Source organism: Corynebacterium nasorum (genome assembly GCF_022347325.1).
Classification (GTDB): domain Bacteria; phylum Actinomycetota; class Actinomycetes; order Mycobacteriales; family Mycobacteriaceae; genus Corynebacterium; species Corynebacterium kefirresidentii.
Genome location: NZ_JAKRDU010000021.1, coordinates 1 through 22311 on the forward strand (window position 1 = coordinate 1; position 22311 = coordinate 22311).

The 22311-nt window shown below is 60.9% G+C and carries 20 protein-coding genes, 1 tRNA gene and 2 pseudogenes; 16 read left to right on the plus strand and 7 right to left on the minus strand.

Going from position 1 to position 22311, the window contains the following annotated elements; translation table 11 throughout:
- The 5 genes from MHK05_RS11095 to mobA all read left to right on the plus strand — a co-directional run.
- A partial coding sequence (locus MHK05_RS11095) for an AMP-binding enzyme (protein WP_239206798.1) occupies positions 1-739 on the plus strand: 739 nt, incomplete at its 5' end.
- A gap of 66 nt (positions 740-805) precedes the next feature.
- A complete protein-coding gene (gene moaA, locus MHK05_RS11100; RefSeq protein ID WP_239206800.1) occupies positions 806-1918 on the plus strand; it encodes a GTP 3',8-cyclase MoaA in 1113 nt (370 codons plus the stop codon).
- 10 nt (positions 1919-1928) lie between these two features.
- Complete coding sequence (locus tag MHK05_RS11105; protein WP_239206802.1) at positions 1929-3128, plus strand: molybdopterin molybdotransferase MoeA; 1200 nt, start codon at positions 1929-1931, stop codon at positions 3126-3128.
- A 10-nt stretch (positions 3129-3138) separates the two neighbouring features.
- Positions 3139-3618 (plus strand): cyclic pyranopterin monophosphate synthase MoaC, encoded by a 480-nt coding sequence (gene moaC, locus MHK05_RS11110; protein WP_086588029.1) that lies wholly within the window; start codon positions 3139-3141, stop codon positions 3616-3618.
- Positions 3618-4214 carry a molybdenum cofactor guanylyltransferase gene (mobA, locus tag MHK05_RS11115; protein WP_239206804.1) on the plus strand — a complete coding sequence of 199 codons (597 nt, stop codon included), beginning with the start codon at positions 3618-3620 and terminating at the stop codon, positions 4212-4214. The genes moaC and mobA overlap by 1 nt, the downstream gene beginning before the upstream one ends.
- A gap of 214 nt (positions 4215-4428) precedes the next feature.
- Here the strand turns inward: mobA and MHK05_RS11120 are convergent, their stop codons facing one another.
- Genes MHK05_RS11120 through MHK05_RS11130 form a run of 3 tightly spaced genes read right to left on the minus strand, consistent with a single transcriptional unit; the run spans position 4429 to position 8041 of the window.
- The gene (locus MHK05_RS11120; protein ID WP_239206805.1) at positions 4429-5796 is read right to left on the minus strand and encodes a multicopper oxidase domain-containing protein; all 1368 of its coding nucleotides are present in this window, start codon (positions 5794-5796) and stop codon (positions 4429-4431) included.
- Entirely contained in the window at positions 5797-6975 is a 1179-nt protein-coding gene (locus MHK05_RS11125) for a beta-carotene 15,15'-monooxygenase (RefSeq protein ID WP_239206806.1), read from the minus strand.
- Complete coding sequence (locus tag MHK05_RS11130) at positions 6962-8041, minus strand: DUF8744 domain-containing protein (RefSeq protein ID WP_239206807.1); 1080 nt, start codon at positions 8039-8041, stop codon at positions 6962-6964. Before MHK05_RS11130 ends, MHK05_RS11125 begins: the two co-directional genes overlap by 14 nt.
- Positions 8042-8107: 66 nt before the next feature.
- Between MHK05_RS11130 and MHK05_RS11135 the strand changes: the two genes are divergently transcribed.
- From MHK05_RS11135 to MHK05_RS11150, 6 genes and pseudogenes are all read left to right on the plus strand, one after another.
- The gene (locus MHK05_RS11135; protein ID WP_239206808.1) at positions 8108-8368 is read left to right on the plus strand and encodes a DUF2249 domain-containing protein; all 261 of its coding nucleotides are present in this window, start codon (positions 8108-8110) and stop codon (positions 8366-8368) included.
- Positions 8369-8443: 75 nt separating this feature from the next.
- Positions 8444-9208, plus strand: coding sequence for a molybdate ABC transporter substrate-binding protein (gene modA, locus MHK05_RS11140; protein ID WP_239206809.1), 765 nt, complete (start codon positions 8444-8446; stop codon positions 9206-9208).
- 198 nt (positions 9209-9406) lie between these two features.
- Positions 9407-9958, plus strand: a pseudogene (locus MHK05_RS11975) (molybdate ABC transporter permease subunit); the annotation flags it as partial.
- A gap of 150 nt (positions 9959-10108) precedes the next feature.
- Positions 10109-10459, plus strand: a pseudogene (locus tag MHK05_RS11980) (ATP-binding cassette domain-containing protein); the annotation flags it as partial.
- Between the two features lie 138 nt (positions 10460-10597).
- Positions 10598-11044 (plus strand): TOBE domain-containing protein, encoded by a 447-nt coding sequence (locus MHK05_RS11985; RefSeq protein WP_445292950.1) that lies wholly within the window; start codon positions 10598-10600, stop codon positions 11042-11044.
- A 38-nt stretch (positions 11045-11082) separates the two neighbouring features.
- Entirely contained in the window at positions 11083-11742 is a 660-nt protein-coding gene (locus tag MHK05_RS11150; protein WP_239206811.1) for a helix-turn-helix transcriptional regulator, read from the plus strand.
- Here the strand turns inward: MHK05_RS11150 and thrB are convergent.
- From thrB to argS, 4 genes are all read right to left on the minus strand, one after another.
- Positions 11729-12658, minus strand: a complete 930-nt coding sequence (gene thrB, locus MHK05_RS11155) for a homoserine kinase (RefSeq protein ID WP_239206812.1) — start codon at positions 12656-12658, stop codon at positions 11729-11731. The two genes, MHK05_RS11150 and thrB, sit on opposite strands and share 14 nt — an antisense overlap.
- A gap of 24 nt (positions 12659-12682) precedes the next feature.
- Positions 12683-14026, minus strand: coding sequence for a homoserine dehydrogenase (locus tag MHK05_RS11160; RefSeq protein WP_239206813.1), 1344 nt, complete (start codon positions 14024-14026; stop codon positions 12683-12685).
- 173 nt (positions 14027-14199) lie between these two features.
- Positions 14200-15537 (minus strand): diaminopimelate decarboxylase, encoded by a 1338-nt coding sequence (gene lysA, locus MHK05_RS11165; RefSeq protein ID WP_239206814.1) that lies wholly within the window; start codon positions 15535-15537, stop codon positions 14200-14202.
- Positions 15538-17190, minus strand: coding sequence for an arginine--tRNA ligase (gene argS / locus MHK05_RS11170; protein WP_239206815.1), 1653 nt, complete (start codon positions 17188-17190; stop codon positions 15538-15540). It lies immediately after the preceding gene.
- 210 nt (positions 17191-17400) lie between these two features.
- Between argS and MHK05_RS11175 the strand changes: the two genes are divergently transcribed.
- The 5 genes from MHK05_RS11175 (at position 17401) to MHK05_RS11195 (ending at position 22125) form a co-directional block, all read left to right on the plus strand.
- A complete protein-coding gene (locus MHK05_RS11175; protein ID WP_049361528.1) occupies positions 17401-18186 on the plus strand; it encodes a (Fe-S)-binding protein in 786 nt (261 codons plus the stop codon).
- The gene (locus tag MHK05_RS11180; protein ID WP_049361405.1) at positions 18186-19691 is read left to right on the plus strand and encodes a lactate utilization protein B; all 1506 of its coding nucleotides are present in this window, start codon (positions 18186-18188) and stop codon (positions 19689-19691) included. Before MHK05_RS11175 ends, MHK05_RS11180 begins: the two co-directional genes overlap by 1 nt.
- Positions 19688-20308, plus strand: a complete 621-nt coding sequence (locus tag MHK05_RS11185) for a LutC/YkgG family protein (RefSeq protein ID WP_239206816.1) — start codon at positions 19688-19690, stop codon at positions 20306-20308. Before MHK05_RS11180 ends, MHK05_RS11185 begins: the two co-directional genes overlap by 4 nt.
- 118 nt (positions 20309-20426) lie before the next feature.
- Positions 20427-21998 (plus strand): alpha/beta fold hydrolase, encoded by a 1572-nt coding sequence (locus tag MHK05_RS11190; protein ID WP_239206817.1) that lies wholly within the window; start codon positions 20427-20429, stop codon positions 21996-21998.
- 53 nt (positions 21999-22051) lie between these two features.
- Positions 22052-22125, plus strand: a tRNA-Arg gene (locus tag MHK05_RS11195).
- Positions 22126-22311 lie beyond the last annotated feature (186 nt).

Genomic DNA, 22311 nt, shown 5'->3' on the forward strand with positions numbered 1-22311 from the left:
CGCCCGCCCTCCACAGGGTGCTTCGGGCGATACTCGGTGGGCCTACCGCATCTCCCAGGGCCGCATCCCCGCTTCGCTGGAATACCGCGTGGTCAATGACGGCCAAGTTGTGGCCCGAACCGACCGCAACGCGGGCGAGCTGCAGGTACGCGGCAACCTAGTCACCGGTTCCTACTACCACTCGCCTACCGCTGAGCCGGGCGAAATCGCCTCCGAATTTCGTGGCAAGCAGGTCGAGGCTGCAGAGGGCAAGTTCACCGCGGATGGCTGGCTGCGCACTGGCGATGTCGGCTCGGTCACCAAGGACGGCTTCCTTACCGTAGAGGACCGCGCCCGAGACGTCATCCGCTCCGGCGGCGAGTGGATCTATTCCGTCCAGCTAGAAAACCTCATCATGTCTGACGAACTTGTCGTCGAAGCCGCCGTCATCGGCTACCCCGATAAGCAATGGGTCGAGCGCCCACTGGCCGTTACCGTCTTGGCAGAAGGTGCTTCTCCCACCATTGAAACCGCAGAGCGCCTGCGCGCCAGCATGCGCAAGGAGCTGCCGAGTTGGATGCTGCCGGAGTACTGGACCTTTGTAAAGTCCATCGATAAAACTTCCGTGGGCAAATTCGATAAGAAGGATTTGCGCACCCACCTGGCAGAAGGCGAGTACAACATCATCCGGCTCAAGGGCCCAGGCGAATCGCAGCGCCTCGCTGCCACCGAAGCCACCGATTTAAGCCGGGAAAACTAGGAATAATATCCTTTCCGTAACCGTTGCAGCTTGGTGTACCTCATCCCCTCTCTTAGACTGGCACCGATGACCTCTTCCACGCAGCGACCCGTAGTTTCCCTGCCCCTGCCCACCGTGGTCCGGGCGCAGTCGCCAGCGGATCTGCCCGCCCCGGCTGCTGATGGCACGCGCGCACTGCTGGATCGCTATGGCCGCCAAGCCCGCGACCTGCGCGTCTCCCTCACGGATCGCTGCAACTTGCGCTGCACCTATTGCATGCCGGCCGAAGGCTTAGAGTGGATGCCCACAGAGAAGACCTTGAGCGATGAGGAAACCATCCGACTGATTCGAATTGGCGTCGGCAAGCTGGGCATCCGCCAAGTACGCTTCACCGGCGGCGAACCCTTGCTGCGTAAGTCGCTGGAAAAGATTATTGCCGCCACCAAGGAGCTACGCACTGACCAAGGCCTCTCCCCTTCCACCGCGCTCACTACCAACGGGCTGGGACTGGAAAAGCGGGCCGACGCCCTCGCCGCGGCCGGGCTCGACCGCATCAATATCTCGCTCGACACCATCGACCGCGAGCGCTATGCCGCGCTCACGCGCCGCGACCGCCTCGATCACGTCCTTCAGGCCATCGCTGCCGCGGATGCCGCGGGCTTAAAGCCCATCAAAATCAACGCCGTGGTCATGCCCGGGGTCAATGAAGAAGACATCGTCCCGCTAGCAGACTATGCCGTCCGCCACGGTGCTCAGCTGCGCTTCATCGAACAGATGCCGCTTGGGCCCCGCGAGCAATGGCGCCGCGAGGACATGGTAACGGCCGCGGATATCCTCGCCCGTCTGCGCACCCACTTTTCGCTACAGCCCGCCCGCGAACCGCGGGGTTCTGCCCCCGCCGCTCTGTGGGAGGCCACCGCTCCGGATGGAACGCGCGGCACACTGGGCATCATTGCCTCGGTCACCCACCCCTTCTGCAGCGACTGCGATCGTACGCGGCTGACTACCGATGGCGCCGTCCGCAACTGTCTCTTTGGCAATTCCGAAACCCCACTGCGGGAATTATTGCGCTCTGGGGCCAGCGATGAGGAGATCATGGAGGCCTGGGCTGGGGAAATGTGGACCAAAAAGCCTGGCCACGGCATCGATGACGAGGGCTTTCTCCAACCGGACCGTCCGATGTCCGCCATCGGCGGCTAACCTTATTTTTATGTCCACGCCCCGCAGCATCTCCGCGCACCTCGATGCTGTCCTCACCCTGGCATCCCCCCTGCCGGCCGAGTCAGCCGCCGTCGATGCTTCCCTCATCGGCCGCGTCCTCGCCGCCGATGCCACCGCGCGCTTTCCCGTGCCGCCCCACGCCAACTCGGCGATGGATGGCTTCCTCGTCCACGCCGCGGATCTTTTCTCCACCGGCCCGTGGACCCTCCCCATCGCCGGCGATGTCCCAGCCGGCGCCGCCCCTATCGAGGTCCCCGCGGGACACGCCGTGCGCATCATGACCGGCGCACCGGTAGCTGATACCGCAGGAATGCTTGTCGTGCCCGTGGAAAATACCACCACCCCGGCCGGCCCAGTAGCGCTTCCAGACGAGGTGACCATCACCGATGCTCCCACCAAGTCACATATTCGCCCTGCCGGGGAGGATATCCAGCCCGGCGCGCCAGTGGCCACAGCCGGCACGCTTGTCGACGCCGCCGTAATCGCCGCTCTCACCTCCGCCGGCGTTTATTCCGTCTCGGCCTACCGCCGCCCACGCATAGCGATCATTTCTTCTGGCGAAGAACTCGTCTCTTCCCCAACAGAGCTCGCTGCCGGCCAGCTGCCGGATTCCAACGGCCCCATGCTCGCTGCCCTTGCAGGCGCAGACGCACACGTCCACGTGAGTGATGCCCCTGCGGACCTCGCCTCTGCACTGGATGAGCTTGCCTCCTCCCACGACCTCATCATCACCTCCGGTGGCGTGTCAGCCGGCGCCTTCGATGTGGTCCACACTGTGCTGGGGCGCACGGATTCCGCGTGGTTCGGTCACGTCGATCAGCGCCCAGGTGCCCCACAGGGCTACTCCCTCTGGAAAGGCACCCCGGTACTATGCTTGCCCGGCAACCCCGTGGCTGCCTTCGTGGATTTCCAGCTTTATGCTCGGCCCCTCATCGCCGCACTTTCCGGGCACCCTGCGCCACGGGAGCGGGTCAACCTGCGCGCCCGTGTGGACTCGCCTCTTCCTGCCTCCCGCGGCCGGCCGACCATTGTCCCCGTGACCGTAGACTTTCAGCCGGAGCCCGCCATTACTTCGCACCTGCCCCACGGCAGCCATCGCGTCGTATCGCTCGCCGGTACCAATGGCTTTTGTCTCATCTCCTCCGAACCGCCCGCCGTGGGCGAAGAGACCACCGTTTATCTGTATTAAAGGAGCAACCATGAAATTTACCCACCTAAACTCTGACGGCGCTGCCTACATGGTCGATGTCACCGAGAAGCAACCCACCGTACGCACTGCCACGGCCGAGGGCGAAGTCGCCTGCTCCCCCGAGGTCATGACCGCTTTGCGCGACGGCACGGTCCCCAAGGGCGATGTCCTCGCCGTAGCCCGCATCGCCGGCATTTCCGCTGCCAAGAAGGTCCCCGAGCTGCTTCCACTAGCGCATACCATCGGCGTGCACGGCTGCGCTGTGGAGCTCACGCTTGCCGACGACCACGTATTCATCTCCGCCACCGTCCGCACCGCCGACCGCACTGGCGTGGAGATGGAAGCGCTTACGGCCGTGAATGTTTCCGCGCTCGCCATCATCGACATGGTCAAGGGCGTAGACCGCTCCGCCTATATCCGCCGTTGCGGCATCGTGGCGAAATCCGGCGGCCGCTCCGGAGACTGGTCCCGCACCCTGCCGGAGGCCTAATGCTCGGCGCGATAATCCTCGCCGGTGGCCACGGCCGACGCATGGGTGGCACAGATAAAGCCTCTCTTTCCGCCCACGGAACACGTTTTATAGACCGCCTGCTCGCCCAGCTCCCCTACGGCACCCCGGCCGTGGCCGTCTCCCCGCATTATCTCGGCCTACCCCAGGTGTGCGAGTCCCCGCTCTATGGTGGTCCCGTCGCTGGCATCGCGGCCGGCGCACAAGCGTTATCCCACTGCACCGAACTTGCCCTCTTCGCCGTGGATGCCCCCGATTCGCCGCTACTGCTTCCCCGTCTGCGCTCGACCCTCGCCTCCTCCACGGCCGATGCCGTACTCACCCGCGCCGCCGACGGCTACCTCCAGCCGCTGTGTTCCCTCTGGCACGCCCCCGCGCTCCACACTCAGCTCGAATCCCTTTCTACGGCTAGGAACGTCTCCGTCCGCCGCCTCATCCGCGGTGTGAATTTTGTCGAGGTCCCTGGCACCGGCGCCGAACGCGACTACGACACACACGCGGAATTGCGCGAGCTCCCCCTGCTCTGCTTCCCGGACCCTGCCCTCCCCCTTCGCGCTCACCGCAGCTCGCTGAACTAGGCCACGGCACCGCACTGGTGAGCGGCAAGGGTAAGGGTCTTCTTCCCACCACCCTTCGCGCTCACTAGCAGCCGCGGGTAGCACGAAATCACCGTCCCGGTGAGCGCGAAGGGGAAGCTGCAGAACTACCCCGCTCTTCGTGATCACCGTGAAGCCGCGGATTTATGAAACTTGTTTCATGGTGAGCGCGAAGGGTGTATCGAGCGAGGCTGGCCTACTCCGTGACGATGAACTTGCCGTGCTGCCCCTTCTCGGCGTTAGTCATGATGTGATTGACAAAGGAATAAGTACCGGGCTCGTTGAAGGTCATCTCGACGAATCCGCCTTGCGCCGGGAGGAGGTCCAGGGCTTGCGAGCCGGTCGAGTCCTCATTCTTGATGAGGTAGGCGCCTTCTTTGTAGGCGGTATCGAATTGTTCGCCCACAACGTGGAAGCTCAGCGGCTGGTCGGGGCCTAGATTAGTCAGCCACAGGCGAACAGTATCGCCCACCTTGGCCTTGATGGGTTCTGCGTCGTACTGGCCTGGATAATAGTTAAAGGCCATGAGGTCGAAGCGGCCGTCGGCTACGCGCTGGGCATCGGCACCAGTGTTTTCCTCACCGAGGAACACGTCGGTCGCCATGAAGTTGTATTCCGCGTCCACGGGCTTCAGGTTCGGCGGATCGATGATGACGTTGCCGGCCATACCATTAGCGATGTGGAGGGACATGGGCATCGTAGAGCAGTGATACATCCAAATGCCGGAGCGATGCGCGGTGAATTTATAGGTCAATTCCTCACCCGGTTGGATGGATTTCATGGTCTCATCAGGGTTGACCTCGCCGGCGTGGAAGTCGATGGAGTGGGCCATGGAGCCCTCGTTTTTGATGGTGATTTCGAATTTATCGCCCACTTTTCCGCGCAGGGTCGGGCCTGGGGCTTGGCCGTTGAAGAGCCAACGCATTTGCTTGATGCCGGGGGCGACCTCTACGACTTCTTCGGTCATCGTCCAGGTCTCTTTGTGGGTCTTCGTTTCGGCGGCAGGTTGCACAGAGGCGTCGAAGGCAGAAAAGCCATCGCGCTGGGTGCCGAGTTCGGCGGCGGTGGGCACGTCTACGTGGGGGTTGCTTGCAGAAGCCACCGTGTGATCATGCCCTGCGGCGGCGCCATCTCCGACGTTGACCTTAAAAGTCATGCCCTGCATCTTGTGGCCGGCGATGGTGCAATAGCCTTCCTCGGAGGAGTCGATGACTCCGGCATCAAGTTGGACGGTCTCGCCGGGATCGACGCGGCCGGTCTCGGCATCACCTATCTTCAGGTCATGGACTTGGTCACCCGAGTTGGTGAAGTTGACCACCAGATGGGTTCCAGGGTCGATATCGATAGACGAGGGCGTAAAGGCCATGCCATCCACACCAACGTCAATGGTCTGCGTTTCACCAGAGGCTACAGGCGTAGCGGACTGAGAGCTCTTGCCGGTGGAATTGACCACCGCGAGTGCGATAACTGCCGCTAACGCGATACCGATGAGTAGCCACGAAGCCCAAGATGAGTCCTTGGAGGCGGGCTTGTCCGCGGGTTGTGAGGAAGAAACGCTCAGCATTTAGTTCTCCAGTCTTTTCTGTAAGTAAAGGGCTCGGCCAACGGCGAAGATATTGGCGGCAAGACCTATCCCCATCATGATAAGCCCGGCCGCAATAGCATCCAGCAAGCTAAGTAGTCCGCCCAGGTTGATGAGCAGCAGACGAGCGTAACCGGTGCGGTCCGCGGTATTGGGGCGCGCCCCGGTAAGTATGGGCAGCAGGTGGTGTAGGACACCGGTCACCAGCTGCAAAAGGCCAGCACCGAGGAAGGCGGGAAGCACAACCAAGGTGATGGTGCGCGGGTAGGCTCCGACGGCTGCGGAGATGGCATCACCGGCGCACAACGCCAGCATCCACAGCAGGCCGGCGATGACGGCAACGGTGGCGGTGGTCAGCCGTGGTGAGCGCCCCATGACGGTAGCGAGTACCGGCTGGATGATGAGCAGGGCTGCCAAGACCACGAGCAGCTGGGCCACGCCTGCAGCTCGGGTGAGGCCTACCGCGTATAGTGCCATCGCACATCCCAGCCCCACGCAATGCACGATGAGCGCACGGGTACATCTTGCACGGGCGGTGGAGGAAATCGCAGTGGCAGACAACGTGGGAAGCAGCGTGACCACCGTGCCGATGACGGTCAGCCAGGCAAATCCCCAGACCATACCGCGCGAGTGCGTGCCGATGAGGAGGGAGTACTCGCCTACCCTGTTGCCGCTGAGGATGACGAGTACTACGGAGACAATCATGAACACGCTAGCGGCGATATAAAAGGGCACGGTCACGGCAAAAGAACCAGACAATGAGCCGCGTAGGCGCCGCGCGACGAACCACAGATGCCAGGCGAGGGCGGCGATGATGAGGGTTGAGGCGACGTCGGCAAGCGGGCCCCAGTCATACCCCGCCCTATCGATGAGCAACAAGATAAGCCCGATCTGGACTAGTGCCACGCGACTGCCGACGCCCCGGTAGTCCCCACCCGCAGTCCTAGTCAAGGCCTCGGTGAAGTGGGTGGAAAAGACGATGATCGCCGTGGTCAGCGCGCCAATTGTGAAGGGGTGGATGATATCCCACCACACCACGGGTGCGCCCAAGGAGCTAGCGATGAGCAGGCCGAGGCCGACAAGGATCCACCCGGCGATAATGGCAGCGCTAAGGGTATGCCAACGGCCGCGTGCGGCCAGGGAAATGTCATGAATGCGCACGTCGCGCCTCCTTGCTGGTCAAGGTAATGCCGCAGGCAAGAAAGCCTATTACCGCAATAATGGTAACCACCCCGCCGCTTTGGAGCGCTGTGGTGTGCTGGGCACAATCTGCAAGGACTCGCAGCGCAAGGCCACCATGCAAGAGCCCCACAGGTACGTAGAGCACTTTGTGGTATGGCAGGCGGCGGCGAATAACAGAGGTGAAGATGATGGGCGCGTGCGCGAAAATCATGGACATGACAAAGCCCAGGAAAATGGTGTGCACCGAGGCATCATAGACAAAGCCGGTGGCCTCGCCATAGATCAGCCACAAGTACCCGCCGAACGCGAGCCAGGCGTAGCCGGCCAGCATGCATGCCGCCGAATAGCGCGGCAATCCTTGTGAGCGCACCAAGTTCTTGGCCACATCCACCCGCGCGGTCGCCACGGCGATGGCGATCAACATCAGCCCCATAGCGCGATAGCCCACCGCCGGGGAAAGCATATAGATAACGCTGACTGCCGCCAGCCCCAGCACTAAGAGGGTGAGATGATTTTCGGCGCGAGTGCCGGCCATGGTTACGCGCGCTAATTCCATGCGCTCGCCGATGATGGTGGCCACGGCATAAAGTGCGCACAGCGGCATCGCTGTAGCAAACCCCGGCCCCATGGCCCAGAGGGCAGCGGCGGCTACTCCCCCAATGACGCCGACTGCCTGCACCAGAATCGCGAGGCTAGCCTGACGGCGGTAGATAGTGGCATAGATGCAGCCAAGGACAAGGAAGCCGGCGGCAAAGAACATGGCTGCGACCCCACGCGGTAGGCCGGCGAGAATGCTGAGCACGCCAGCGACGTGGCATACAGGCCCCACCCAGGCCCACGTGGTGCGCACGGCGACGGCGCGTTCGAGGCCGATGGCCTCGCCTACGAAGCCGAAGACCATAAGCGGCCCGTGGTCGGCGGCAAAGGATGCTCCCGGGGTGGCGTTCAAACCCAGGAGGGAGGCGCCCGCACCCAGCCCAACCAGCAGGGATACCCCTGCACAGGCGAGAAAAATAAGGCGATGCGCCACGCTATTATTTTGCACGAGTTTTATCGTACTAATATTGGGGTCAGAGCGAAACTCGCACCCCAGCAGAAAGGACTACTTGCCATGCAGCTGCCCATTTCCGACGCCAATAAGCCGCATTCCATCCCCACCCTCAACGCCTCAGAAATTCCGCACGCCGTCCGCCACGGTGCCATCCATGGCGCATTGGGCACCCTTAACGTGGGAGAGTCCATGATCCTCATCGCCCCGCACAACCCCATTCCGCTGCTCAAAGAAGTCGAGTCCCGCGAGGAGAAGTTCGAGCTCGACTACCTCCAGGAAGAAGAAAACGACTTCCACATCAAGTTCACTCGCGTGAGCTAAACCTTTGTCCGGCGGAGGGCTATTCTAGGTAGGTCAAGCCCGTCGCCGAAGAAGCCGAAAAGGAGCTCTCCGCAGATGAAAAGATGCATCGCCGCACTCCTCGTTGCCTTGGGATTCGCCGTTTCAGCCTGCGCTCCGCACACGTCAGTAACCTCGCCGCAGGATACGGCGGATCCCACGCTCAATGTACTGGCGGCCTCATCCACCCGCGTTATCAATGAAGAACTTACCCAGCGCGCGGGCCAGCTCGATCCAGCAGTGAATCTAAGCTTTGAAAATGGCGGCTCGTCCGATCTGGTGAGCAAGCTGCGCGAGGGTGCCCCGGCCGATCTTCTCCTCACAGCTTCTAAGAAGACCATGGATAAGGCGGTCCAGGATGGCACAGTCACCACACCTGAGGTGCTCGCCACCAATGTCATGGTCATGGTGGTTCCCAAGGGAAATCCGGCGGGAATCCATTCCGTGCACGATCTCTCCCACTCCCATCACTTCGTACTCTGCGATCCGCAAGTACCCTGCGGCGATATTTCCTCCCAAATCATCGATGACCAGCATCTGGACGCACACCCTTCCTCCCAGGAGCGCCAGGTGGCAGACGTTTTGGGAAAGGTGGCCTCGGGCGAAGCCGATGCTGGATGGGTCTACTCCACAGATGCCGCCGCAGCCGGCAATGATGTTGAGGTGATTGAGATTCCTGGGGCGGAGAAATTCTCCAACCAGATTTTGGGTGCCGTTGCCACGGACGCCTCTCATCCCGACCAGGCACGCGCGGTGCTCGAGGTACTGGGCAGTGACTTCGATTCCACCTGGCGCGACCTTGGCTTCAGCCCAGCGGAGTAGTCTATGTCCGCCCCTCAGCCTGTCCGCCCCAAGGCCCCGCTGCTTATCGGCCTCATTGGTCTCATTGCGGTAGCTACCATCATCGTTCCCGTGGTAGCTCTCGGGCTGCGGGTGCCGTGGGCACGCATCGGCGAATACCTTGGCCGCGAAGAGATTCGAGACATGCTGCTCATCTCCGTGGCGGCGGCCTTCCAGTCCATGCTGCTCGCACTCGTATTGGGCTTGGGCCTGGCATTATGGGTCCAGCAGCTCGGCCGCGGCAGCACCATTATCCGTCTTTTGGTCTACCTTCCTCTGGCTATGCCACCGGTGGTCGGCGGTTTGGGCCTTACCGCAGCCTTAGGGCGCAAGGGCTACCTCGCCCCGCTTCTCGACGCCCTGGGCATCCACCTCGCTTTCGCCTTCCCCGGAGTCGTGGTGGCGCAAACCTTCGTGGCACTGCCCTTTGTGGTGGTAGCGGTCGATTCGGCGCTGCGCCAACTAGACCAGGAAATCCTCGCTTCTGCGCGGAGCGTGGGCCTGGGGCGTTGGGAGATACTCGGCAAGATCACCCTTCCTTCGATCGCGCCGGCTGTAGCTACCGGCGCGGCGCTGGCCTTCGCGCGCTCATTGGGCGAATTTGGCACGACACTGACCTTTGCCGGCTCTCAGCCAGGGGTTACCCGCACGATGCCGCTGGGTATCTATTTAGAGCGAGAGGTCGACGCGGACGGCGCCTACGTGCTCTCCGCCCTGCTTATCGGGCTGGCTTTGGTCTGCCTGGCGCTTGCGGGCTTGCCGACCCTGCGAAGGCGGCGCTACCAGCCACAGGCAAAGCAGCTGCATTCACTGGACGTGGACAAGCTCCGCGAGCTCACCCAGCCCACGAATGCGCAGGCGGTATCCGTTACGGTCGATGGCGTGCGCACGGCTTTGTCTCCACGAGCCATTACGGCCGTGGTGGGTCCGAACGGCTCCGGCAAGACCACTTTTATGGGACGCATTGCTGGACGCCTGAGCGGCGGTGAGGTTTCTCCAGACACAACCGGCATCGTCTTACTTACCCAGCGGCCGGGCTTGCCGCCGCGCTCGACGGCCCAGCAAGCGGTCGCCATGGTTACCCGCGATAGAACCCGTGCGCAGAAGCTTCTCGCGGCAGCAGGATTGCACGAGCTTGCCGACGTCCCAGTAACAGCCCTCTCCGGCGGCCAGGCCGCCCACGTGGCCCTGGTGCGCGCGCTAGCCGCACGACCAGCCGTTCTCATACTGGACGAGCCACTTGCCGCAGTCGACGTGAAATCGGCCGAGAGGTGGCGCCACTTTCTGCACGCTGCCCGCGAGGATAGGACCACCCTGCTCGTTACCCATAACGCACTCGACATTGCGAACCTGGCGCAGGACATGCTGGTCATGGAAGCCGGACAGGTGCGAGCGCACGACGCTACCGCGCGGCTGCTTGATGCCCCGCCGACTGGCTTCGTTGCGGCACTCGCGGGGCTTAACCGCCTTGAAGGAACGGTGACCGCCACAGATGCCTCCACTGTGGAGGTCGCCTGCGGGGAGATTACTATTTTGGCAACGACAGAACACGCACCTGTTCAGCCCGGGCGGGAGGTGGCGGTGACATTCGATCCGCATACGGCCACCATCGGCGCCGTGCCGGAAGCCTGCAACCAGTGGGCTGTGCGAGTCCTAGCGGTCGAGGCCACCAGCCTCGCAGCCGCTCAGCTGCGCGTGGACCTGGGCGGTTACGAGGCCACCGTACCGGTAGACCGCGAGTCTGCTTTAGGTTTTGCGGTGGGTAGCACCGTATCCTTGGCAATATCTACAGCAAACGTTTTTGTCCACCCCAAATAGAATCTCTGTTATGCAGACCCCAAGGCGGATTTTCTACCATGCCTGACTCACTACCCCGGCCCACCACCGAGCTCTTCCCCGAGGCCCTCAACCTCTCGCCAAAGCAGCGCGAGGTGCTCACTGCTTTAAAACGCCATCCTGATGGCGCCAAAGCCGGCACCGTGGCCGAGGAGCTTGGCATGCACGTCAACACCGCCCGCGGCCACATCGATGAGCTGGTCAACGCCGGAGCTGTAAACGTGCTATCCGCCCCAAGTAAGGGCCGGGGACGCCCTTCCCTGATTTTCCAAGTCCGCGTCCCAGACAATAAGACCGTGGCAGAGGAATACATCACCCTGGTAGAAGTGCTGACCACCATGCTGGCGGGCAAGGAAGAGCTTGACGACGCCGCGTCAGCCAAGGCCATCGAGATCGGGCGCCGCTGGGCACGCGCCGCAGGCGCGGAGGGCTCCGATCGCGCACTCGATACGCTCTTTTCCACGCTGCGCGATATGGGCTTTGACCCCGCCATGCAGCCGGACTCTACCGATATTGAGCTCCGCGCCTGCCCTTTTGTGTCTTCAGGGCTTAAGCCTTCACCGTTCCTCTGCGCGGTACACGCTGGCTTCCTGCAAGAAACTACCGATGAAAGCACCACCATTAACCTGGTGCCGCGCCAGCCTCACAACGTATGTAGGCTGGAAATTAAGCCTGCGTAAGCTCCACGCTGACTGGGCCGGCGACGGCGAGGTCGAGGACGCGGAGGTTTTGCTCGCGGGCGTCGGCAAGAATGCTCTCATCGATGTCCTCGGTGTGCAGCACCATTACGGTCGGGCCGGCGCCGGAGAGATAAGCTGCGTATCCTCGGTTGCGCAGACGGTTAACCCACTCCGCGGTCACAGGAAGCACATCCGCTCGGTACGGCTGGTGCAGGCGATCGCGGGTGCCTTCCCACAAAAGGTCCGGATAGTTTTGCAATGCAGCCACTTGCACCGCGGTGCGCGAGACGTTAAACGCCGCATCCGAATGCGTCACGTGCGACGGCAAGACGCGACGCACCGCCTGGGTAGAAGCATGGAAATCCGGCACTAAGGCGGTGGCACGTATATCTTTATGCACCTTGATGGAAGCGGCGCGATAGTCCGGCAAGGAGTGACCATCGACGGGGACATTGGTCCACGACACCACGGCATCACCCAGCACGGAGGCGGCCGCATTATCGGGGTGTCCTTCAAAAGCGGAAGAAAGCTGCACCACCTGCTCTTGTGTAAGGGGGCTTCCTGCCAGCGCATTGCCAGCGGCCACGCCCGCCACAGCGGCAGAGGCGGAAGAGCCTAAGCCACGCGACTGCGGAATATTATTATGCGAAACCACCCGCAGTCCAGGCACGGTCGCATCGGCCGCCGAAAGCGCGGAGCGAATCGCCTTAACCACTAGGTGGGAGCCATCGCGCGGCAGGTCTTCTGCGCCCTCACCAAAAATCTCTACCTCCAGCCCAGAGGTGGTGACCTCTACCTCGACGGTGTCATAAAGGCTTAGCGCCATGCCCAAGGTGTCGTAACCGGGGCCAAGATTCGCCGTAGAAGCGGGAACGGTCACGATTGCTTTGGTGCCGACTTCAACTTCGATACTCATAGCTATTTAGTCTATTGCGTCGGGCTAGCTGCCGAGGCGGATTACGGAATGGACGGCCTTGACCTCATCTAGCTCATCCAAGTCAGCCACGATCTTGTCCAGGGTGGCTTCCTTGGCAGCATGGGTGACCACGATGAGGCGAGCAGTATCTTCGCTGTCCTCTTGGCGTACCGTGCGCAGGGATACGCCATTATTGGCAAAAACCGCAGAGATGGCCGCGAGCACACCGGTGCGGTCTTGGACCTCCATATCGATGTGATAGCGGGTTTCCACCTCACCAAAGTCGGCGATAGGAAGATTGGCGTAGGTATTTTCACCCGGTGCGCGGCCGCCGTGGACGATATTGCGGGCTGCACCGACGACGTCGCCAAGCACGGCAGAAGCCGTAGGATTGCCACCTGCGCCATTGCCGTAGAACATCAGGGAACCTGCGGCCTCGGCCTCGACGAAGATGGCGTTATAGGACTCGCTGACAGAGGCCAGCGGGTGCTCCTTGGGCACCAAAGTGGGGTGGACGCGCGCGTTGACGGCTTCGGAGCCGTCCTCTCGCTGGAGGCGCTCGCAGATGGCCAATAGCTTGATGGAATAACCAGCGTCATTAGCCGCCGCGATATCCGCGGCCGTGACCTTGGTAATGCCCTCGCAGTGCACGTCTTCAAACTTCACGCGGGTGTGAAAGCCCAAAGATGCCATAATAGCGGCCTTGGAGGCGGCGTCGTGGCCCTCAACATCCGCGGTAGGATCAGCCTCGGCGTAGCCTAGGCGGGTGGCCTCGGCCAGTGCCTCATCATAAGAGGCACCCGTGGACTCCATGGCATCCAAGATGAAGTTGGTGGTGCCGTTGACAATGCCGGAGATGCGCTCTACCTGATCGCCGGCCAAGGAGCGGCGCAACATGCCCACCACCGGGATAGCGGCGGCCACGGCAGCCTCAAAATAAAGGTCCACGCCGGCACGGTCAGCGGCTTCTGCCAACTCATCCGCATGCGCGGCCACCAGCGCCTTATTGGCGGTAACCACGGATTTGCCGGAATTGAGCGCGGCGAGGACCAGCTCGCGCGGAAAATCAATGCCGCCGATAACCTCAACTACAAGGTCGATATCGTCGCGGGCGACAAGTGCCTTGGCATCATCGGTCAATAGCTCCTGGGGTACCCCTGGGCGCAGCTTATTCTTATTGTGGATGGCGATGCCGCGAATCTCGGCTGGGCCGCCAATGCGGTGAGCAAAGGCATCAGCATTTTCTCCCAGCAGGCGGAAGACCTCAGCGCCAACGGTGCCGAAGCCCAGCAGCGCGATACCAACGGTCTCGCCTTCGCCTTTGCCGGAATGCTTTTGTGCCTGAAGCTCACTAGTCGGTGCAGCCATAGTCCGTCTCCATATTGAAGTTGGGGTTAACGTGTCGTTCCCGCTCAGTGCGGATACAGGACACTATACAGAACAAGCTGTCTACTTTCGCCCTAAATAGACTCCTAGATAGAAAAAGCCCCGCCACAAGGCCTGAATTAAATTAGACCTTGTGGCGGGGCTGCGGGCGCCGGCTAGTCGACCTCGAGGGCGAGAAGATCCTCGATGGTCTCGCGCCGCAGCATTGGCTTGGTATGTCCCACGCGCGTTGCGACGACCGCGGGGCGCACCGCACCGTTATAGCGCGAGGACATCATGTACTGGTAGCCGCCGGTAGCTGCAAAGGCAATCAAGTCTCCCGGCTGGATATCATTGGGTAGCTCGCCATCCTCAAGGAGGATATCTCCGGATTCGCAGTGGAAACCCACCACGCGGGAGGGAACCTCTTCCCCATCACTGAAGCGGTTGACCACGCGCACGTCATACGCCGAACCGTAGAGCGCCGGGCGAATATTGTCTGACATTCCGCCGTCGACTGAGATATAGCGCCGCAGCGGCAGATCGGACTTGCCGGTTTCTACATCCTTGACGGTACCCACGCGGTAGACGGTCACCGCAGAGCCAGCGACCAAGGAGCGACCAGGCTCAACTAGGAGGAAGGGAGCCTCGATGCCCAACTCCTCTGCGGTGTGCTTGACCGCACCGAGCATATCGCTGGCCACGCGCTCGATATCCAGTGCCTCCTCATAGGGCATATAGGGAATGCCGAAGCCACCGCCCAAATCGAGCTCTTCCAATGTCACGTTCAGTTCGGTGTAGATCTGACGGTACAGGCCCATTACGCGCTCAGCGGCAAGCTTGAAGCCTTCCGCGTTGAATACCTGGGAGCCCACATGGCAGTGCAGGCCGCTCAAGTGCAGGTTCTCTGCCTCCAAACATCGCTTGGCCGCGGCGAAGGCCGCACCGGTGGCTAGCGAAATGCCGAACTTTTGATCCTCATGCGCTGTAGCGATGAATTCATGCGTATGCGCATCCACGCCCGGCTTGACGCGGATCATGACCGGCTGCACCTTGCCCGCTTCCCCAGCGATGCGATTGAGTTCTTCGAGTTCGTGCTCATTATCGATAACGACGTGACCCACGCCGGCATCTACACACAGCCGCAGGTACTCTTCGTCCTTATTATTGCCATGCGTGGTAATGCGCTCGGCCGGGAATTCTGCCGCCAGTGCAATCTTGAGCTCGTTGAGAGAGGCCGCGTCCAAGCACAGGCCTTCCTCATTGACCCAATTCACGATCTTTTTGGAAATGAATGCCTTGGAGGCATAGTGCACATGCTCCGGGCCGCCAAAGGCACGCGCCATGTCTTGGCAGCGGGACCGGAAGTCATCTTCGTCGAAAACGTAGAGCGGGGTGTGGAACTCCTCCGCCAAGTCCGGCAGCGGAACGCCAGCGATGGTAACTACGCCGTCTTCCTCGCGCTGCGCATTGCGCGGCCAGACATGGGCGGGCAACTCATTAAAATCCGCCATTTACATCTTCTCCGGGGTGCTTACGCCCACCATGGTCAAAGCATTAGCCAGGACCACGCGGGCTGCCTGTGCCAATGCCAGGCGGGCACCATGGATAGGAGCCTTCTCCTCGCCGGCCTTGGGCAGGACCTGGCAAGAGTCATAGAAACGGTGGAATACCGCAGCGAGGTCTTCGGCGTAGCGGGCAATGCGGTGCGGTTCGCGCAACTGCGCTGCCTCTTCCACTACGGCCGGGAATTCACCCAGCGTACGGATGAGATCTCCCTCGCGTTCGTGTGTAAGCAGGGAAAGGTCCGCACCTTCGGCATCGACACCCAGCTCGGCTGCCTTGCGGCCGATAGAGCACAGGCGGGCGTGGCCGTACTGCACGTAGTAGACGGGGTTATCGGAGGACTGGGATTCCCACAGGCCGAGGTCAATATCGATGCTCTGGTCCACAGAGGATCGCACCAGGGAGTAACGGGAGGCGTCCACGCCGATGGCGGCCACGAGGTCCTCCATGGTGATAACTGTGCCCGCACGCTTGGACATGCGCACCGGCTTGCCATCGCGCAAAAGGTTGACTAGCTGGCCAATTAGTACCTCGACAGCATCGGCATCGTAGCCCAAGGCGGCAGCTGCCGCTTTCAAGCGCGGCACATAGCCGTGGTGGTCCGCACCCAGCATGTAGATATTCAGATCATGGCCGCGGTCGAACTTATCAGCCACGTATGCGATATCGCCTGCGATATAGGCCGCATTGCCATCAGACTTAACCACCACGCGGTCTTTCGAATCACCGTAGTCGGTGGATTTGAGCCACCACGCATTCTCGGCCTCATACATATTGCCTTCAGCCTTGAGCTTGTCCAGCGCAGCGTCGACCGCACCGGACTCAAAGAGGGAGTTCTCGTGAAAGTAGACATCAAAGTCCACGCCAAACTCATGCAGAGATTGCTTAATCTGCGCAAACATCATCTCTACGCCATCTGCGCGGAAGGCTTCCTGCACTTCTTCATCGCTGCCCTCCAGGGCGGATGGATTCTTCTCCACCACGGCCGCAGCGATGTCTTGGATATAGGCTCCGCCGTAGCCATCCTCCGGAGTTGGCTCGCCCTTCGCAGCTGCCACGAGGGAGCGGGAGAAACGGTCAATCTGGCCGCCATGGTCATTGAAGTAATACTCGCGGGTAACCTCCGCGCCGGATGCCTCCAGCACGCGACCCAAGGAATCTCCGACTGCGGCCCAACGAGTACCACCGAGGTGGATCGGACCGGTGGGGTTAGCGGAGACGAATTCTAGATTGACCTTCTTGCCCGCAAAGGAATCATTAGAGCCATAATTCTTTCCGGTGCGGAGAATCTGCGCGACGATCTCCCCCTGGGCATCGGCACCGAGGCGAATATTAATGAAACCAGGCCCGGCGATGTCGGCCTCCGCAATGGCGTCATTTTCCGCTAGGGACTCTGCTAGCCAGCCACCCAACTCGCGCGGGTTAGCTCCGGCCTTTTTGGCCACCTGCAGTGCCACATTGGTGGCATAATCGCCGTGTTCAGGATTGCGAGGGCGTTCGACGTTTACCGTTTCCGGCAAGACGGAGGAGTCAAGGCCATGGCTTTCCATGACCTTGGTGGCAGTTTCTTTAATCAGTGTGGCCAAATCAGCTGGTGTCATGTCGCACGATTCTAGTGGACTGAAAAGTCAAGTGTGAAAAGGGCCGGGCCCTAAAACTCCCCTTTACTGCACAAACGGCTGATAAACACTTTCTGCAACACTAATATTGCAAAATAATCGCTGGTCAACGAGGAGACGCATTACGCACGTACTGCTTAAAGGGAGTAAGGTTGTGGCTACCCCATGTCAAAAATCAACGAGGAGCACCGTATGCGCATTGCGCTATTTTCCACTTGCATTGGTGACGCCCTTTTCCCGGACGTACAAAAGGCAACGGCACTGGTTCTCTCCCGCTTGGGCCACGAGGTGGTCTTCCCGGAAGAACAGACCTGCTGCGGCCAGATGCACATCAATACCGGCTACCAAAAGGAAACGTTGGGCATGATCCGCTCTTATGCGGATGCCTTCGCAGATCCCTCTATTGACTACGTAGTTGCGGCCTCCGGTTCCTGCGTGGGCGCTGTTCGTGAACAGCACGAGCGCATCGCCGACCGTTTCGGCAACTCCGCCGACGTCGACGGCGCCCGCAAGACCACCCAAAAGACCCTGGATCTACCCGAATTCTTGGTCGACGTTGCCGGCGTGACCAATGTGGGCGCATTCTTCCCGCACCGCGTGACCTACCACCCCTCCTGCCACGGCTTGCGCTTCCTGAAACTGGGCGACCGCCCGCTGCAGCTGCTCCAAGAAGTAGAGGGCATCGACCTGGTCACCCTTCCTAATAAGGAAGAATGCTGTGGCTTCGGCGGTACCTTCGCAATCAAGAATGCGGAAGTATCCCGCGCGATGGTCACGGATAAGACCCGCCACGTTAAGGAGACCGAAGCAGAATTCGTCACCGGCGGTGACTCCTCCTGCCTGATGAACATCGGTGGTGCCCTGAGCCGCCAGCGTTCCGGTGTCCGCGCCGTTCACATGGCTGAGATCTTGGCTTCCACCAAGGAGCACCCATGGACTCCTACCTCCGCCGCCTACTCCAAGGAGACGATGCTCTAATGACCTCTTTCCTCGATACCACCCCACCGCGTGCGCCGGAAGGCTACGGTAACCTGCGCGGCAGCAAGGCCTTTGTTCCCCTCGCACACGTTGGCCTAAACAACGCCACCCAGCGCCACAACCTGCAGCATGCCACTACCTCCATTCGTGAGAAGCGCTCTGGCGCTGTAGAAGAGCTGGATGATTGGCAGGAGCTGCGCGCCGCTGGTTCCGCAATTAAGGAAGATGTCGCCGCCCGCATGCCAGAACTGCTCGAGCAGTTCGAAGAGGCAGTTAAGGCGCGCGGTGGCACTGTCCACTGGGCACGCGATGCCAAGGAAGCTAACCAGATCATCGAGGGTCTGATTCGCGCCACCGGCGAGACCGATGTGGTCAAGGTTAAGTCCATGGCCACGCAGGAAATCGGCATGAACGAGCACCTAGAGGCGGCCGGCATCAACGCTCGCGAGACCGACCTCGCGGAGCTCATCGTGCAGCTGGGTGAAGATAAGCCATCCCACATTCTGGTTCCGGCTATCCACCGCAACCGCGCGGAGATTCGCGATATCTTCGTCAACAAGATGCCGAACACCGATGACTCCCTGCAGGCAGAGCCGGCCGAGCTGGCAGAGGCATCCCGCCAGTTCCTGCGCGAGCAGTTCATGAAGGCCAAGGTTGCCATCTCTGGCGCCAACTTCGGCGTAGCAGAAACCGGCACCATCAACATCGTGGAGTCCGAGGGCAATGGCCGAATGTGCCTGACCCTGCCGGAGACCCTCATTACCGTCATGGGCATTGAAAAGCTGGTTCCTACCTTCCAGGACCTGGAAGTCTTCCTCCAGCTGCTGCCGCGTTCTTCCACCGCGGAGCGTATGAACCCATACACCTCCATGTGGTCCGGCGTTACTGAAGGCGATGGCCCGCAGAACTTCCACTTGGTGCTGCTGGATAACGGCCGTACCGCGGCCCTGTCTTCCCCGATTGGCCACCAGGCCCTCAAGTGCATCCGTTGCTCGGCCTGCCTGAATGTTTGCCCGGTCTACGAGCGCGCCGGCGGCCACGCCTACGGCTCGGTCTACCCTGGCCCAATTGGTATTTCCCTGACGCCGCAGCTCACCGGCATGAAGGACCACAACGATCCTTCCGCCAGCCTGCCTTATGCTTGCTCGCTGTGTGGCCGCTGCGACGAGGTTTGCCCGGTTAAGATTCCGCTTTCTGACGTCATTTTGGAAAACCGTCACCAGAAGGTCACCCACGCCACCCCACCAATCGAGCCGAAGCTCTTCAAGACCATCCAGCTGCTGTGGAGCAACCCGAAGCTGTGGAACAAGGCAACCCACATGGTCGCCCTGGGCCGCATTCTGGGTGGCACCAACAAGACCATCGAATCCCTGCCACTGTTTATGTCCGGTTGGTCTGAAGGCCGCGATACCGCGGTTCCACCAAAGAAATCCTTCCGCCAGTGGTTCGAGTCCGAAGAAGGCAAGGAACTTCTTGCCGAGGCCCGTGAGGAGTCCAAGAAGTGAACGCAAAGCAGGAAATTCTAAACCGCATCCGCTCCGCTCAGAAGCAGGCTGGTCTTCCCGACCACGTTGACGCCCCGCGCGACTACCAGCACGAAGGCACCCTGAACGCGGACGAACTGCGCGATATGCTCATTGACCGACTCGAGGACTACAAGGCCGAGGTGCACGTCACCGAGGAAGGCGAGCTGAAGCAGGCCATCGCCAAGATCCTTAAGGATCGCGAGTGCAACGACATCCGCTATGCCGAGGGCATGGACGCTAGCCTCTTCGAGGGCTTCGATGCTAAGCCGGACGATAAGACTGTCGATCCACGCACCCTCAATGAGACCGACGCCGTTGTCACCTTGTCTCACGTCACCTCCGCCCAGACCGGCACCATCGTGCTCGAGTCTGATGAGCGCTGCGGCCGTCGCGCGCTCACCCTGGTTCCGGATCGCCACCTGTGCATCGTTCACCAGGATGAGATCGTCTACGGCATCCCCGAGGTCATCTCCCGCATGAACCCGGAGAAGCCAGCGACGTGGATCTCTGGCCCGTCCGCTACCTCTGATATCGAGCTCACTCGTGTCGAGGGCGTACACGGCCCGCGTGACCTCATCGTCCTCATCGTCAAGTAGGTGCATAGCCCTCGCCCCGGCCGGTGAGGGCACCCACCTACTGTGAATATGATGCCAAAAGCATCAAAAAAGCATAGGCTAGGTCTACCAATTATTTTTTATTCTGGAGACCTAACCTATGCTTTCTTTTTCTTCTAAGTTTGCGGCCACGCTCGGTGCTGCTGCGGTCACGATTGGTGTTACTGCACCGATTGCCACGGCCGCGCCACAAGACACCAAGCCCGCCATTGCCTGGGAAGACTGCCCAGAGCAGGTGGACATCGACAGCGCCGAGTGTGGCCGCATCGAGGTCCCTACGTACTACGACAACCCACAAGCCGGCACCATTAGTGTCGGCTTCGTGCGCGTTCCCGCCGCCAACCCAGGCGCCCGCCGTGGCGCGTTGTTTACCAACCCTGGTGGCCCAAGTGGCGATGCCTATGAATGGGCCGGCAATACCGCTATTCCGTGGCCACAGGCCGTGCGCGATGAGTGGGACACCATCGGGGTACAACCGCGTGGCCTGCCCGGCTCTACCCCGGTCAAGTGTGATGCCACGGCCACCAGCAATCCGCTCCAAGGAAGCCTCCAGGTAGGAAAGCTCACCCGCGATGCCTGCGAAAAGAACACTCCGGGCTATACCAACTCACTGACCACTGCGAATACCCTGCAGGATTGGGAAATGGTGCGCCGCGCCTTGGGTGAAGAAAAAATTGACATCGCCGGCACCTCTTATGGCACTTACCTCGGCTCCGCCTACGCCACCAAGTATCCAGAGCACACCGGCAAGGTCTTGCTAGATTCGGGTATGAGCCCCAAACTGGCGTGGAATGGCATCTTTGCTTCGCAACAGCGCGGCTATGAAAAGGGACTGCACGATCTCTTCGGGTTCATTGCCAAAAATGACGCCAAGTACCACCTCGGCACCACCCCGCTGCAGGTCTACGAAAAGTGGTCACAGAAGGTAGCCCGCGAGGCAGGTGTACGCCCTACTGTTTTGCCACCGAATGCCAAGATCGGTGACCTCCCACCAGGGCTCGAGTTTGCCGGCCAGCCCGGCGCGGACATCATGACCGCTACCGGCCCGCTGCGGGTGCAGGCAGAGTTTCTCAGCCAGAAGATTCAGCAGCCCAATGCTGTGCAAGTGTCCTCCCCGCTTTTGGGCATGACGCGCCTCCTCGTGCCGGTTCCTGCACAGTGGGATGCCTTTGCTAAGCACTTAAATGGCAGCGAGCCTATGGATGCCGAGCAGTCCGACCCAGAGGCACTGCGAAAACATCAAGAGTCCGTCGCTCAAGCAATGAATATGCAAAACCTCATCGTCTGTAATGAAAACACCGTGCCCGGCAATCCGCTGCTGTATCCGAGTTATCTATGGGCCAACTTCGTCAGCACTGATCCCTTCACCCTCATCAACTCCCTGTACGGTTCCGGCGCGGGCTGTGGTGGCCGCGCACCGGTCACGGGCCAGGCGCCTCTCGACGGCTCTAAGCTGGCCACCAAGCCCCTCCAAATTCAGGCGACGGGCGATCCACAAACGCCGTACCAGTACCACACGAGCCTCTCCAAGCCGATGCAGTCCCACGTAGTCACCGTCCATGGTCCCGGCCATGCGCACTTTGCCTCTGGGAATAAGGTTGTCGACGACATCGGCGTGCATTACCTGCGTACCGGTGAAGTCGCTACCACCGACGCCCCAGGGTTGATTTAGTCCCCCACTACCCCATGCGCTAAAATCACATCGTTGGGAATTTTCCCAGCGATGTCTCCGTAGCTCAGCGGATTAGAGCATCGGTTTCCGGTACCGAAGGTCGCAGGTTCGATCCCTGTCGGGGACACAAGTACTCCCCACTCTCAAGCGGATATTTGCCTGAGAGTGGGGAGTAGTCGTTTTGCAGTACGCGGCAGATTCTAGTGGTCGTGGAAACACTTCCTATGTTTCGGTTGAGTTTATCAGTGCGGCCATTTTCTCGGCTGGTGTTTGAAAGCCCAGGGTTTTGCGGGGTCGGCGGTTGAGTTGCATG